Raw genomic sequence first — 14,028 nt, 5'->3', positions numbered from 1 at the left:
GCCCCCGCCGGGCCGACCGGAACGACCCGCACGGCCGGGCGGTCGTCGCCAGCGGCCGCGGTGACCGGTCTCACTTGAGGAAGTCGGGGACGTCCAGCTCCTCCTCCTGCTCCTCGAAGATCACCGGCCGGCGTCGGGCCGGGTCCGGGACCCGCGCGGAGATCGGCGTGGGCTGGGACGGCTCGGGCGCGGGGCGCGGGATCGACAGCGGCGGGGTGTGCGGCTCCTCCGCCCGGTGCGGCTCGCCGCCCTCGTCGGAGGAGGACGGCTGCTGGACCGGGTGCGCCTGCTGGTGGGAGACCTGCTCCACCGGCGCGACGACCGGGCGCACCGGCGGCGGGGCGTGCTCCACCCTGGGCTCGGCCCTGTGCTCCACCCTGGGCTCGGGCCTGGCCTCGTGGCGGGCCTCGTGCCGCGGTTCGTGGCGGGGCTCGTGCCTGAACTCGGAGCGCGGCTCGTTCTTGACCGTGGGGGCCAGCGGGCGGACCGGCGCGGCTGCCGCCGGGGCCGGGGCCTGGCGCGCGGCCTGCTGGGGACGCGCGGCCGGCTGCGCGACCGGCTTGGGCGCGGGCTCGGGCTCGTCGAACCCGGCCGCGATCACGGTGACGCGCACCTCGTCGCCGAGGGCGTCGTCGATGACCGTACCGAAGATGATGTTGGCGTCCGGCGCCGCGGCGGTGGAGACGAGCTGGGCCGCCTCGTTGATCTCGAAAAGGCCGAGGTCGGAGCCGCCGGCGATGGAGAGCAGCACGCCGTGCGCGCCGTCGATGCTGGCCTCCAGCAGCGGGCTGGAGACGGCCATCTCCGCCGCGGCGACCGAGCGGTCGTCGCCGCGCGCGTGACCGATGCCCATCAGGGCCGAACCGGCCCCGGACATGACGGACTTCACGTCGGCGAAGTCGAGGTTGATCAGGCCGGGGGTGGTGATCAGGTCGGTGATGCCCTGGACGCCGGAGAGCAGCACCTGGTCGGCCGCCTTGAAGGCGTCCAGCACGCTCACCTGCCGGTCGGAGATCGACAGCAGCCGGTCGTTCGGGATCACGATGAGGGTGTCGACCTCCTCGCGGAGGGTCTCGATGCCGGCGTCGGCCTGCATCGCCCTGCGACGGCCCTCGAAGCTGAAGGGGCGGGTCACCACGCCGATGGTCAGCGCGCCCAGCGTGCGGGCGATGTTGGCCACCACAGGGGCGCCGCCCGTGCCGGTGCCGCCGCCCTCACCGGCGGTGACGAAGACCATGTCGGCGCCCTTGAGCACCTCCTCGATCTCCTCGCGGTGGTCCTCGGCCGCCTTGCGCCCGACCTCGGGGTTGGCGCCCGCGCCGAGGCCGCGGGTGAGCTCGCGACCGACGTCGAGCTTGACGTCGGCGTCACTCATCAGCAGCGCCTGGGCGTCGGTATTGATGGCGATGAACTCGACGCCCTTGAGTCCCTCCTCGATCATCCGGTTGACGGCGTTGACTCCGCCTCCGCCGATTCCTACAACCTTGATGACCGCGAGGTAGTTCTGCGGTGCTGCCACGACGAGGGGCCTTTCCGCTCGTTGACTTGCAATTTCATGCGGCACGGGGCCCGTGCCGTCGTTTTCGAAACCCTCACCCTCAAGTTGAGATTTAGCTTTATGTCAACCTGAGGAGTGATACGGACAGTAGGAGTTGCGCTCCTGGCGGGTCAACTAACCGCGCCGCAAGCGCGCCAAGCGTGTCGCGGGCCACCCTTTCCCGGGGAGGCCCGCCCTCCGATGAGATCACTTGACGGTCACCACGTCAGGCGAACTGACGTCATAGCTGTCGGCCCGGCGTTCGAGCAGCGTAACAAGGATCTTCGCCTTGTCGGCGGGCCGGTCGCCGCCGCCCCAGACGATCGAGCGGCCGTCCTTGAGGCGGAGCGAGACCGTCTCGGCCGAGGGGGCGAGCACCTCGGCGACCCGGCGCGCCAGATCGCCCGGCAGTGCGGTGATCACGGTGAGCCCGGCCATCGTCGCCGGGTCCCGGGGTCCGGGCCGGACCACCCGCAGCACGGGCAGGATCGGCGGGGCGACGTCCCTGACCTCGATCACCACCCCGTGCCGGTCCATCAGCGCCGACCGCCCGCCGGTCGGCACGGTCGCCACCGGCTCACGCTCGACGATCTCCACCCGCAGCGTGTCCGGCCAGGTGCGGCTGACCTTCACCGACTCGACCTGGGGGATGGCGGCGACCCTGGCCCTGACCTCGGCCACGTCGACCGTGGCCAGCGGCATGCCGCCGACCACCTGCGCCGCCCGCCGTACCTGCTCCGCCGACAGGCCCGCGTTGCCCGCGACCTGGATCTCCCGCACCCCCAGCACCGGGGAGAAGAACACCAGCCAGGCGGCGATGCCCACCACGGCCACGGTGAGCAGGAACAGCACGGCGGGTCTCCACACCCTGCTCATCGCCGCCCCCTCCGCGATGACCCGAACCGGCCGGCGCGCGTCACCGCGCGGCCAGCTCCGCCACGATCCTGGGCCCGAGCTCGGTCACGTCGCCCGCGCCCATGGTCAGGACGATGTCGCCGGGCCGGGCACGGGCCGCGACCAGGGCGGGCACCCCGTTCCGGTCGGGGGCGTAGGCCACCCGCTCGGCCGGCAGCGCCACCTTGCCCGCCACCAGCGCCCCCGACACGCCTGGCTCGGGGTCCTCGCGGGCGCCGTAGACGTCCAGCACGATGGCCTCGTCGGCCAGGCCGAGCGCGGTGCCGAACTCGTCGGCGAAGAACCTGGTGCGCGAGTACAGGTGCGGCTGGAAGACCGCGATGACCCGGCCGTCGCCGGAGGAGAAGGACGCGACCACGTCCCGGGCCGCGCGCAGGTCGGCGGCGAGCTCGGTGGGGTGGTGGGCGTAGCTGTCGAAGACCGCCACCCCGCCCGCCTCGCCCTTGGCCTCGAAGCGGCGCTTGGCGCCGGTGAACAGCGCCAGGCCGTCGCGGATCTCCTCGAAGGAGACGCCCAGCTCCGCGGCCACCGCGATCGCGGAGGCGGCGTTGAGCGCGTTGTGGCGGCCGGGCACGGCGAGCCTGACCTCACCGTGACCGTGAAGCGTGAAGGTCAGGCCCAGCCCCTCGGGGGCGATGTCGCCGACCCTCAGGTCGGCGTCCTCCGCCTCGCCGTACGTGATCACCTTCAGCCCGCGGGAGCGGGCGATCGGGATCAGCGCGGCCGAGCCGGGGTCGTCGGCGCAGAGCACCATCGTGGTGGTGACGCGCTCGACGAACCGGGCGAAGCCGTCGTGGACCGCGCGCGGGTCGCCGTAGTTGTCCAGGTGGTCGGGCTCGACGTTCGTCACCACGGCGATGTCGGGGGCCAGCATCAGGAACGAGCCGTCGCTCTCGTCGGCCTCGGCGACGAACACCCCGCCCGAGCCCTCGTCGGCGCCCAGCCCCGTCGTCACGAGCTGCCCGCCCACGCAGTACGAGGGGTCGGCGCCGCACTTCTGCAGGGCCACGGTGAGCATCGAGGTGGTGGTGGTCTTGCCGTGGGTCCCGGCCAGCGCCACCCCGGTCCTGCCCGCCATGACCGAGGCGAGCGCGGCGGCCCTGGGGATGACCCGCAGGCCCTGGCGCAGCGCCTCGCCCAGCTCGGGGTTGGAGTCGCGGATCGCGGTGGAGACCACCACGGTGTCGACCTGCCTGATGTGCGAGGCGGCGTGGCCGATGTGGATCCTGGCCCCCAGCTCCCGCAGCTCGGTCACCATCTCGGAACCACGCGCGTCGCTGCCGGAGACCGGCACGCCGCGCTTGAGCAGGATGCGCGCGATCCCGGACATCCCGGAACCGCCGATCCCGATGAAGTGGACCCGTCCCAGATCGCCGGCCGCGACCGGATCCACCAGCTTGACCAGGCTCATCGGCCGCTCACTCCTCCTCGCGCGACGCGCAGCACCCGGTGCGCCAGCGTCGTGTCCGCGTCCTTCCTGCCCATCCTGGAGGCCGCCTCCGACATGGCGACGACCCGCTCGGGATCGGACAGGACGGGCAGCACGTTGTTCAGGATCCACTCCGGCGACAGCTCGGCGTCGTCGACCATCAGGCCGCCGCCGCCCTGCACGATCGGGGCGGCGTTGAGCCGCTGCTCGCCGTTGCCGTGCGGCAGCGGCACGTACACGGCCGGCAGGCCGACCGCCGTCATCTCGGCGCAGGTCATGGCGCCGCTGCGGCACAGGGCGAAGTCGGCGGCGGCGTAGGCCAGGTCCATCCGGTCGACGTACTGCAGCACGACGTACTGCGGGTCGCCCGGCGGCGGCTCGTGCTCCAGCGTGTTCTTCGGGCCGATGACGTGCAGCACCTGCACGCCGGCGCGGCGCAGCGCCGGGGCGGCCGCCAGGGCGGCGTGGTTGAGCGAGCGCGCCCCCTGGGAGCCGCCGGTGACCAGCAGGGTGGGCAGGTCGGCCTCCAGGCCGAACCACGAGCGCGCCTTGTCGCCCATGGAGAGCCGGTCCAGGTCGGCGATCTGGCGGCGCAGCGGGATGCCGACGTACTCGGCGCCGCTCAGCGGGGTGCCGGGGTGGCCGGTGAACACGTGCTCGGTGAGGCGCGCGCCCAGCCGGTTGGCCAGGCCGGGGCGCGGGTTGGCCTCGTGCACCACGATCGGCACGCCGCGGCGGCGCGCCCCGAGGTAGGCGGGGGTCGCCACGTAGCCGCCGAAGCCGACCAGCACGTCGGCCCGGAAACGTTCCATGACGGCGGCGGCCGCGTTGACCGCGCCCGCCAGGCGGCCCGGCACGCTCAGCAGGCTGGGGGTCAGCGAACGCGGCAGCGGCACCGCGGGGACCAGCTCCAGCGCGTATCCCCGGTCCGGCACCAGCCGCGTCTCCAGGCCGCGCTCGGTGCCGAGGCAGGTGATGGCGATGTCGGGGTCGAGTCTGCGCAGCGCGTCGGCCAGGGCCAGCGCCGGTTCGATGTGACCGGCCGTCCCGCCACCGGCGAGGACCACCCTCATTTCGGTCCTTTCGCTCATCGTCTTCCGCGGCCCGGCCACAGTCTGCGGGCCGGACCACCCAGGCCAAGCCAGCTTAGGCCCCGCGCCACCGGTCCGGGGCCATGGGCGGCGAGCGCCTCGCGGGCGCCGGGTTCCTGCTTGGCGAACGACAGCAGCATGCCGAGCGCGGCCAGCGTGGGCAGCAGGGCCGACCCGCCGTAGGAGACCAGCGGCAGCGGGATGCCGGTGATGGGGAACACGCCGATGACCGCGCCGATGTTGACGATGGCCTGGCCGACGATCCAGGCGACCGCGGCGACGGAGGCGAGCCGGATGAACGGGTCCTTGACCCGCGTGGCGACCCGCAGCCCGGCGTAGCCGAGCAGCCCGAACAGCGCGACCACGACGAGGGTGCCCATCAGGCCGAGCTCCTCGCCGAGGATGGAGAAGATGAAGTCGCTCTCGGCGTGCGGGATCCAGCTCCACTTCTGCCTGCTGGAGCCCAGGCCGAGTCCGAACCAGCCGCCGCTGCCGATGGCGATCTGCCCCTGCACGGCCTGGAAGCCCGAGGTCTGCGCGTTGCCCCACGGGTCGAGCCAGCCGGTGATCCGCGCCGAGCGGTAGCCCTCCGTGGTGATCATGACGATGGTGGCGAGCACCGCCACCGCGAGGATGCCGCCGAACAGTCTCAGCGGCGCCCCCACCACCCACAGCAGCGACAGGAAGATCATCATCAGCACCAGGGTGGTGCCCAGGTCGCTTCCCAGCATGACCATGACGGCCAGGAGCGCGGTGCCCGGCATCAGCGGGATGAACAGGCTGCGCCACTCGATCAGGCCGCCCCGCGCCCTGCGGGCGAGCAGGTCGGCCCCCCACAGCACCAGCCCGAGCTTGGCCGGCTCCGACGGCTGCAGGTAGATCGGGCCCAGGTCGATCCAGCGCTGGGCGCCGAGCTGGGAGGTGCCGACGAACAGCACCAGCACCAGGGCGAGCAGGGAGAGCACCATCAGCGGGTACCCGGCGAGCCGGAAGAACCTCGGCGGCAGCTGCGCGCAGACCCACATCAGGGGCAGGCCGAGCGCGGCCGAGATCGACTGCTTGAAGAACCAGTAGAAGGGGTCGCCCACCTCCTGCAGGCCCTTGATGCTGGAGGCCGACAGCACCATCATCAGGCCCAGCACCAGCAGCAGCCCGCTGCACCCCAGGATCAGGTAGTACGAGGTCAGCGGCCGGTTGAGCATCTCGCGCAGGGCGAGCAGGTGCTCGCGGAACCCGTCGGGGCGGCCCGGGACGCCGTCGGGGCGGCCCGGGGCGCCCTTGGGACGGCCGGCGACGCCCTCGTGCGCGGTCGTGCTCACGCCGTCGCGCCGCCGTCCGGCTCGGCGAGGCGGTGCACGGCCCGGGCGAACGCCTCCCCTCGGGCGGGGTAGCCGGTGAACATGTCCCAGGAGGCGCCGGCCGGGGCCAGCAGCACGGTGTCTCCGGGGGCGGCGAGCCTGGCGGCTTCGGTGACGACGCGATCCATGACCCCAGTGTCTTGCCCGGCCACCTCAACCACCGGAACATTCCCGGCGTGTCGCGCCAGAGCCTCGCGAATTCGCCCGCGGTCGACGCCCAGGAGCACGGCGCCGCGCAGCCGGGGCGCGGCCCGGCGTACCAGTTCGTCGACGTCGGCGCCCTTGAGCTGCCCGCCGGCGACCCAGACGACCGAGGGGTAGGCGGCCAGCGACGCGGCGGCCGCGTGCGGGTTGGTGGCCTTGGAGTCGTCCACGTAGTCGACCTCGGCGACCCTGGCCACGTGCGCGATCCGGTGCGGGTCGGGCACGAAGTCCAGCAGGCCGCGCCGGACCGCGGCGGGGGGCACGCCGTAGGCCCTGGCCAGGGTGGCGGCGGCGAGCGCGTTGGCCACGTTGTGCGGCGCGAACGGGCGGACGTCGTCGAAGGAGGCCAGCTCCTCGGCGCCGGTCACCGGATCGGCGGTGAAGGCCCGGTCCACCAGCAGGTCCTCGACCACGCCGATCTGTCCCGGACGCGGCACACCGAGGGTGAACCCCACGACCCGCGCCCTCGCGGACGTCCCCGCCGCCGTCGTCCCCGGCTCAGGCGCGGACCCGTCGGCGCTCACGGGACCGCCGGTGCCCGCGGGCGCTCCCGCGGCGCCGCCGGAGCCGTCCAGGTAGGGCGCGGCCAGGCGGGCCGCCCACTCGTCGTCGGCGTTGTACACGACCGTCCCGGCACGGGCGAAGATCTCTCCCTTGGCGCGGGCGTACTCCTCCATGGAGCCGTGCCAGTCCAGGTGGTCGGGCGCGACGTTGAGCACCGCGGCGACCCGCGGGGCGATGCTGGGCGAGCGGTGCAGCTGGAAGCTGGACAGCTCCACCGCCAGCACCTCCGCGGGGCCTCCGACGGCCTCCACCACCGGGGTCCCGACGTTGCCGACGGCCAGCGCCCGATGACCGGCGGCCAGCAGCATCGAGGTGAGCATCCGCACCGCGGTGGTCTTGCCGTTGGTCCCGGTCAGCGCCAGCCAGGGGGCGGCCGCCTCGGGGCGGACGCGCCAGGCCAGCTCGACCTCGCCGATCACCTCGATCCCGGCCGCCACGGCGGCGGCGAGCATGGGATGGTGCGGGGGCCAGCCGGTGGTGACGATCGTCGTGGTGCCCGGCGGGGGTTCGGCCGGCTCGCCGAAGCGGACCTCGACGCCGAGCGCGGCGAGCTCGGCGGCGGCCGCCCTGGCCCGCTCGCCGTCCCTGCCCTCCAGGACGACCACCTTCTCGCCCCGGGCGGCCATCACGCGGGCGGCGGCGACGCCCGAGACGCCCAGGCCGGCGACGCAGATCACGTGGTCCCCCGCACCGCGCGCGCCGGAACGCCGTCCGGTCGGGCGCCCGGTGGCGGGGCACCGTCCGAAAGGACACGACCCGCGGGAGCACGGTTCACAGGGGCACGTTTCACAGGGGTACGGCCCGCGGGATCACGGCGCGCGGGAACCCGGCCCACGGGGGCACGGCGCGCGGGAGCACGACCTGCGGGGGCGGGGTTCGTCACAGGGGCGGGGCTCACAGCCTGGGCATCCATTCCACGTAGAACAGGCCCAGCCCGGCGGCGGCGCACAGGCCGGCGATCAGCCAGAAGCGGACCACGATGGTCGTCTCGGCCCAGCCGGATAACTCGAAGTGGTGCTGCAGCGGTGCCATCCTGAAGACCCGTTTCCCGGTCATCTTGAAGAAGCCCACCTGGATGATCACCGACATCGTGATCAGCACGCACAGGCCGGCGAGGATGATCAGCAGGAGCTGGGTCCGGGTGGTGATGGCCAGCCCGGCGAGCACGCCGCCCAGGGCCAGCGATCCGGTGTCGCCCATGAAGATCTTCGCGGGCGGGGCGTTCCACCACAGGAAGCCGACCAGCGCGCCGAGCACGGCCGCGGCCACCACGGCCACGTCCAGCGGGTCGCGCACCCAGTAGCAGTTGGGGCCGAGCTGGGTCGTGCAGCTGTTGCGCAGCTGCCAGTTGCCGATCAGCACGTACGAGCCCAGCACCACGCCGGTGGCGCCGCTGGCCAGGCCGTCCAGCCCGTCGGTGAGGTTCACCGCGTTGGAGAAGCCGACGATCATGATCAGCACCCAGATGGTGAACCCGACGATGGTGATGGAGGGGCCGAAGTCCCTCAGGAACGACAGCCGCGTCTCGGCCGGGGTGATCTGGTACTCGTTGGGGAAGCGGGTCACCAGGACCGCGAAGACCGCGCCGACGACGAGCTGGCCCAGCGCCTTGGCGCCGCTGCGCAGGCCGAGGCTGCGCTGCTTGTAGATCTTGATGAAGTCGTCGAGGAAGCCGACCGCGCCCAGCCCGGTCATCAGGAACAGCACCAGCACCGCCGAGGCCGTGGGCGGCGTGAAGCTGTACAGGTGGGCGCAGGCGAAGCCGACCAGCGAGGCGATCACGATCACCGTGCCGCCCATGGTGGGGGTGCCCCGCTTGTCGTGGTGGCCCGAGGGCCCCTCCTCCCGGATGCTCTGCCCGTAGCCGCGCCGGGAGAACAGCCGGATCGCCAGCGGCGTGCCCAGCATGGACAGCAGCAGGCTGACCGCGGCCGCGACGAGGATCTCCCTCATCGGCGGTCACCTCCCAGCAGGGCCGCGGCCACCCGTTCCAGCCCGGCCGCGCGCGGCCCCTTGACCAGCACGACGTCACCGGGGGCCAGCAGCGCGGCCAGTTCCTCGCCCGCGCGCCCCACGTCGGCCGCGTGCGCGACCCGGGTGTCCGTCCCGGCGTCCCGTACGGCGGCCCGGGCGCCCGCCAGGACCGGCTCGGCGCCGGAGCCGACCACCAGCAGGCCGGCCAGGCCCGCGCCGCCGGCCAGGCGGCCCAGCTCCTCGTTGAGCGCGGCGCTCTCCTCGCCCAGCTCGCGCAGGGCGGCGACGACGGCGAAGCGGCGGCGCCCGCCCGCGAGCGCGTCCAGGGCGGCGAAGGCCGCGCGCATGGAGTCGGGGTTGGCGTTGTAGGCGTCGTTGACCACGGTCACGCCGTCGGCGCGGTCGGTGACCTCCATCCGCCAGCGGCTGCGCGGCTCGGCCTCCGACAGCTCCTCGGCGATGGTCGCGACCGGCAGCCCGAGCTCGTAGGCGGCCGCGGCGGCGGCCAGCGCGTTCTGCACGGCGTGCTCGCCGTACAGCCGCAGCGCGACCGGGGCGGCACCGGAGGGGGTGCGCAACCTGAAGGAGGCGCGGCCCCGCTCGTCGACGGTCACGTTCTCGGCCCGTACGGCCGCGCCCTCGCCCCGGCCGTACCAGGTCACCCGGGCGTCGGTGCGCCCGGCCATCGCGGCCACCAGCGGGTCGTCGGCGTTGAGCACGGCCACGCCGTCGGCGGGCAGCGCCTCGACCAGCTCGCCCTTGGCGCGGGCGATCGCCTCCCTGCTGCCGAAGACGCCCAGGTGGGCGGTGCCGACGTTGAGGACCACGCCGATGCGCGGCGGGGCGATGCGGGCCAGGTGGGCGATGTGCCCGGTGTCCCTGGCGCTGAGCTCCAGCACCAGGTACCGGGTCTCCTCGCCCGCCTTGAGCACGGTCAGCGGGTGGCCGATCTCGTTGTTGAACGACTCCACCGGCGCGACCGTCGGGCCCATCCTGGCGGCGAGCCTGGCCAGCAGGTCCTTGGTGGTGGTCTTGCCCGCCGAGCCGGTGACGCCGACGACGGTGACGGCCGGCAGCGCCGTGTGGACGGCGGTGGCCAGGGAGGCCATGGCCGTCACGGTGTCGGCGACGACGACGGCCGGGACGCCGACCGGCCGGGACGCCAGCACGGCGACCGCTCCGGCCTCGACGGCCCGCGCGGCGAAGTCGTGCCCGTCGGCCCGTTCCCCCTTGATGGCGACGAACAGCGCCCCGGGTTCGACGGCGCGGGAGTCGATGACGACCGGGCCGCGCACCACCGCGCGTGGGTCGGCCGTGCCCGCGAGGGCCCCCGAGGTGATCTCGGCGATCCTCGCCAGCGGCAACGGGATCATGATGCTTCTTCCCTACTCTCCATACGTGCTTCGGCGCCCGGTGCGGTTCCTGCGCCTGACGATCGCGTCGGCCACGACCTGCCTGTCGTCGAAGGGGAGCACCTGGTCGCCGACGTACTGGCCCTGTTCGTGGCCCTTGCCGGCCACGATGACGACGTCCCCGAAGCCCGCCCGGCCGACGGCCAGGTCGATGGCCGCGGTGCGGTCCGGCTCAATGATCACATGTGCGCGCCCGTCCTGGGGCACGCCGAGAACTCCGTCCATCATCTCGGCCAGGATCCGCAGCGGGTCCTCCGAGCGCGGGTTGTCGCTGGTGAGAATAGCCACATCTGCCAGTCTTGCGGCGGCTTCTCCCATCATTGGGCGTTTACCACGGTCGCGGTCCCCGCCGCAGCCGAGCACCACGATGAGCCTGCCCTTGGTGATCTCACGCAGCGAGCGCAGCACCGACTCGACCGCGCCGGGCTTGTGCGAGTAGTCGACGATGACCTGGAAGTCCTCGCCGGAGGCGACCCGCTCCATCCGGCCGGGAACGCCCGCGAGCGTCCCGACGCCGGCCACCGCGGCCCGCAGCGGCACCCCCGCCTCCACCAGCGCGACGATCGCGCCCAGCGCGTTGGCCACGTTGAAGGGGCCCGGCAGGTTGATCGAGACGGTCTCCTCGACGCCGCCGGGGCCCACCACGTGGAAGACACTCCCCTCGGGGCCCAGGTGCACGTCCGTGGCCCGCCAGTCGGCCTCGGGGGCTCCCCGGGCCGAGAAGGTGGTCATCGGGATCGTGGCGACGTCCAGCAGCGCGCGGCCGTGGGCGTCGTCGACGTTGGTCACGCCCGCCCGGCTCAGCCCGGCGGTGAACAGCCGCGCCTTGGCCGCGAAGTAGTCGGCGAGGTCGCGGTGGAAGTCGAGGTGGTCCTGGGACAGGTTGGTGAACAGCGACACGTCGTACAGGACGCCGTCGACCCGGCCCAGTGCCAGCGCGTGGCTGGAGACCTCCATGGCCGCGGCCGTGACGCCCCGCTCGCGCATCAGCGCGAACAGGCCGTGCAGGTCGCTGGCCTCGGGCGTGGTGAGGCCGGGCGGCAGGTGCAGCTCGCCGACGTGGATCTCGACGCCGCCGATCAGGCCCGCCCGGTGCCCGGCGGCCCGCAGCCCGGCCTCCAGCAGGAAGCCGGTGGTGGACTTGCCGCTGGTCCCGGTGACGCCGATGACGGTCACGTCGGCGGCGGGGTTGCCGTACACCCAGGCCGAGACCTGGCCGAGCACGGCGCGGGGATCGGGCACGACGAGCACCGGCAGCCCGGTCGCGACGGCGGCCGCCCGGCCGGTCGCGTCGGTCAGGATCGCGGCGGCACCCGCGGCGAGGGCCTGCGCGGAGAAGTCGGCGCCGTGGGCCGTGGCCCCAGGCAGCGCGACGTAGAGGTCTCCGCGGCACACCCGGCGGGAGTCGATGGTGACCCCGCGGACCGCGGCGAGCGGCGCTCGCGACGTGCCCGACGGCGCGCCGATGAGGCTCGCCAGCCCCGAGAGCGGGCGGGGTGAACTGTTTGAGGGTCGCATGGACGACGGGGGACGCACGGCGAGAGCGTACCTTCACTCGTCACTCCCCGGCGCGTATCCGCACCGGGGACGGCCGGGTTCCGGTCGGCGGGATCTTCCCGCTCTTCAATGCGAACGTCATCACCTTCTTGAAGACCGGGGCGGCGATCTCGCCGCCGTAGTAGCCCTCCTGGGGGTCCTGCAGGACCGCCAGGACGACCAGTTCGGGCTTGTCGGCCGGGGCGAACCCGACGAACGTCGAGGTGTAGCCGCAGTAGCCCTGGCATCGGGTGTCGTAGCGCATGGCGGTGCCCGTCTTGCCCGCCACCCGGTAGCCGTCGATCGCGGCGAGGTTGCCGGTGCCGCTCTCGCTCACCGCGGCCTCCAGCATCGCCGAGACCTCCCGTGCCGTACGCTCGCTGATCACCCGGGTCCGCTTCGCCGGCGGGGACGCCACGAAGGCGCCGCCGGCGTCGGTGGTGCTGGCGACCACCTGGGGCGCGATGCGCGTCCCGCCGTTGGCGATGGTCTGGTAGACGCTGGCCGTCTGCAGCGCGGTCACCGAGACGCCCTGGCCGTAGGAGATCGTGCAGCGCTGGCTGCCCGACCAGTCCTTCCAGTCGGGCAGGAGCCCGGCCTCCTCCCCGGGCAGGCCGGTGCCGGGCCTGGCACCGAACCCGAAGCGCTGCAGCATCGAGTGGAGCTTCTCGTCGCCGATCCGCTGGGTGGCGAGGATGGTCCCCACGTTGCTGGAGGTCGCCACGACGCCGGAGAAGGTCAGCCGCTCGACGGGGTGCGGGTGGGAGTCCTTGAGCACGCGGTCGGCGCACCTGATCTGGTCGGGGACCGTGAACAGGGTCTCGGGCCGCACCGCCCCCGACTCCAGCGCCGCCGCGGCGGTGATGACCTTGTTGGTGCTGCCCGGCTCGAACACGTCGGTGACCGACCGGTTGACCCGGTTCTCCTCGGAGGTGGCCGTCCAGTTGCCCAGGTCGAGCTCGGGAGCGTTGGCCATGGCGACGACCTGCCCGCTCCGCGCGTTCATCACGATGACGCTGCCGGTACGGGCGCCGGTGGCCTTGACCTGTTCGGCGATCGCCTCCTGCGCGGCCCACTGGACGTCGCGGTGGATGGTCAGCCGCACGTCCCTGCCCTCGACGGGAGCCTGCACGACGCTGCGGGTCATCGGGATGCGCTGCCCGTTGCGGCCCGTCTCCATGATCTGCTGGCCGTCGCGTCCGGCGAGCAGCCTGTCGTAGGTGCTCTCCAGCCCGGCCAGCCCGGTGCCGTCGGTGCCGACGAAGCCCAGCAGGGTGCCCGCCAGGTCGCCGCCCGGGTAGTCGCGGCGGTACCGGTGCTTGCTGCCCACGCCCTTGAGGTCGCGCGCCATGATCCGCTGGGCGACCGCCGGGTCGACGGCGGCGGCGATCTGCTCGTAGCGGCTGGTCCCGTCGGCCAGCTTGGTCAGGATCGTCTCCTTGGCCGTGTTCAGCTCCCTGGCCAGGATCGTGGCCACCTGGTCGCGCTTGTCGGCGGCGATCTCCGCGGGGTCCACGAAGATCTCGCGCGCCTCCAGGGTCAGCGCGAGCTCGTGGCCGTTGACGTCGGTGATCGATCCCCGTCTGGCGGGAAGCTTCTCGCCCTGGACGCGCTGCTTGGCCGCCTCGGCCGTGTAGACCTTCGAGTCCAGGCCCTGCAACTGGATCAGCCGCCCGGCGAAGATGGAGAGCACGAAGGTCATCGCCATCAGGCCGATGCCGATGCGGCGGCGGGGGTTTCCCAGGCGCAGCACCGCGACGGGGCGCGCCGGGGGGCGGGGCGGCCTGCCGCCGCCACCGCGCCGGCCCGTGCCCGCGCGCTCCCCGGGGGGTCCGGCGCCGCGGCGCCAGAAGGGACGCGCCACGCCGGGCGGCCCGCCCGCGCGCGGGGAACCCGACGGCCCGCGCGGCCGCTCGGCTCCGGGCGGCCTGCGGGTCGTCCCGGCCGTCGCGGGGGCACCGGGGCCGCGCGCCGCCCCGCGCTCCCCCGGCCCGCGCGTCGCGGCGGG

General features: G+C 73.7%; 10 protein-coding genes. All 10 read right to left on the bottom strand.

The features are described from left to right. Nucleotides 1-70: 70 nt before the first annotated feature. Nucleotides 71-1,519 (bottom strand): cell division protein FtsZ, encoded by a 1,449-nt coding sequence (ftsZ, locus tag AB0G16_RS18975; protein WP_362806224.1) that lies wholly within the window; start codon nt 1,517-1,519, stop codon nt 71-73. Between the two features lie 225 nt (nt 1,520-1,744). Next, nucleotides 1,745-2,413 carry an FtsQ-type POTRA domain-containing protein gene (locus AB0G16_RS18970; RefSeq protein WP_362806222.1) on the bottom strand — a complete coding sequence of 223 codons (669 nt, stop codon included), beginning with the start codon at nt 2,411-2,413 and terminating at the stop codon, nt 1,745-1,747. Nucleotides 2,414-2,453: 40 nt separating this feature from the next. Continuing rightward, nucleotides 2,454-3,863: a UDP-N-acetylmuramate--L-alanine ligase gene (gene murC / locus AB0G16_RS18965; RefSeq protein ID WP_362806220.1), complete on the bottom strand. Its 1,410-nt coding sequence runs from the start codon at nt 3,861-3,863 to the stop codon at nt 2,454-2,456. Next, a complete protein-coding gene (murG, locus tag AB0G16_RS18960) occupies nt 3,860-4,954 on the bottom strand; it encodes an undecaprenyldiphospho-muramoylpentapeptide beta-N-acetylglucosaminyltransferase (RefSeq protein WP_362806218.1) in 1,095 nt (364 codons plus the stop codon). The genes murC and murG overlap by 4 nt, the downstream gene beginning before the upstream one ends. Nucleotides 4,955-4,968: 14 nt before the next feature. Continuing rightward, a complete protein-coding gene (gene ftsW, locus AB0G16_RS18955; RefSeq protein WP_362806216.1) occupies nt 4,969-6,291 on the bottom strand; it encodes a putative lipid II flippase FtsW in 1,323 nt (440 codons plus the stop codon). Then, nucleotides 6,288-7,724, bottom strand: coding sequence for a UDP-N-acetylmuramoyl-L-alanine--D-glutamate ligase (murD, locus tag AB0G16_RS18950; protein ID WP_362806272.1), 1,437 nt, complete (start codon nt 7,722-7,724; stop codon nt 6,288-6,290). The genes ftsW and murD overlap by 4 nt, the downstream gene beginning before the upstream one ends. Nucleotides 7,725-7,992: 268 nt before the next feature. Then, nucleotides 7,993-9,051, bottom strand: coding sequence for a phospho-N-acetylmuramoyl-pentapeptide-transferase (gene mraY / locus AB0G16_RS18945; protein WP_362806214.1), 1,059 nt, complete (start codon nt 9,049-9,051; stop codon nt 7,993-7,995). Then, nucleotides 9,048-10,445, bottom strand: a complete 1,398-nt coding sequence (murF, locus tag AB0G16_RS18940; protein ID WP_362806212.1) for a UDP-N-acetylmuramoyl-tripeptide--D-alanyl-D-alanine ligase — start codon at nt 10,443-10,445, stop codon at nt 9,048-9,050. Before murF ends, mraY begins: the two co-directional genes overlap by 4 nt. Before the next feature lie 12 nt (nt 10,446-10,457). Then, on the bottom strand, nt 10,458-12,002 hold the full coding sequence (locus AB0G16_RS18935; RefSeq protein ID WP_362806210.1) for a UDP-N-acetylmuramoyl-L-alanyl-D-glutamate--2,6-diaminopimelate ligase: 1,545 nt from the start codon (nt 12,000-12,002) through the stop codon (nt 10,458-10,460). Nucleotides 12,003-12,042: 40 nt separating this feature from the next. Then, nucleotides 12,043-14,028 (bottom strand): penicillin-binding transpeptidase domain-containing protein (locus AB0G16_RS18930; RefSeq protein WP_362806208.1); only part of this gene is annotated, 1,986 nt, incomplete at its 5' end.

The sequence above is a fragment of the Streptosporangium sp. NPDC023615 genome, assembly GCF_040640155.1.
Classification (GTDB): Bacteria; Actinomycetota; Actinomycetes; order Streptosporangiales; family Streptosporangiaceae; genus Streptosporangium.
Note: the sequence above shows the minus strand (reverse complement) of the source record. Positions and strands in the feature narration are given on the sequence as shown.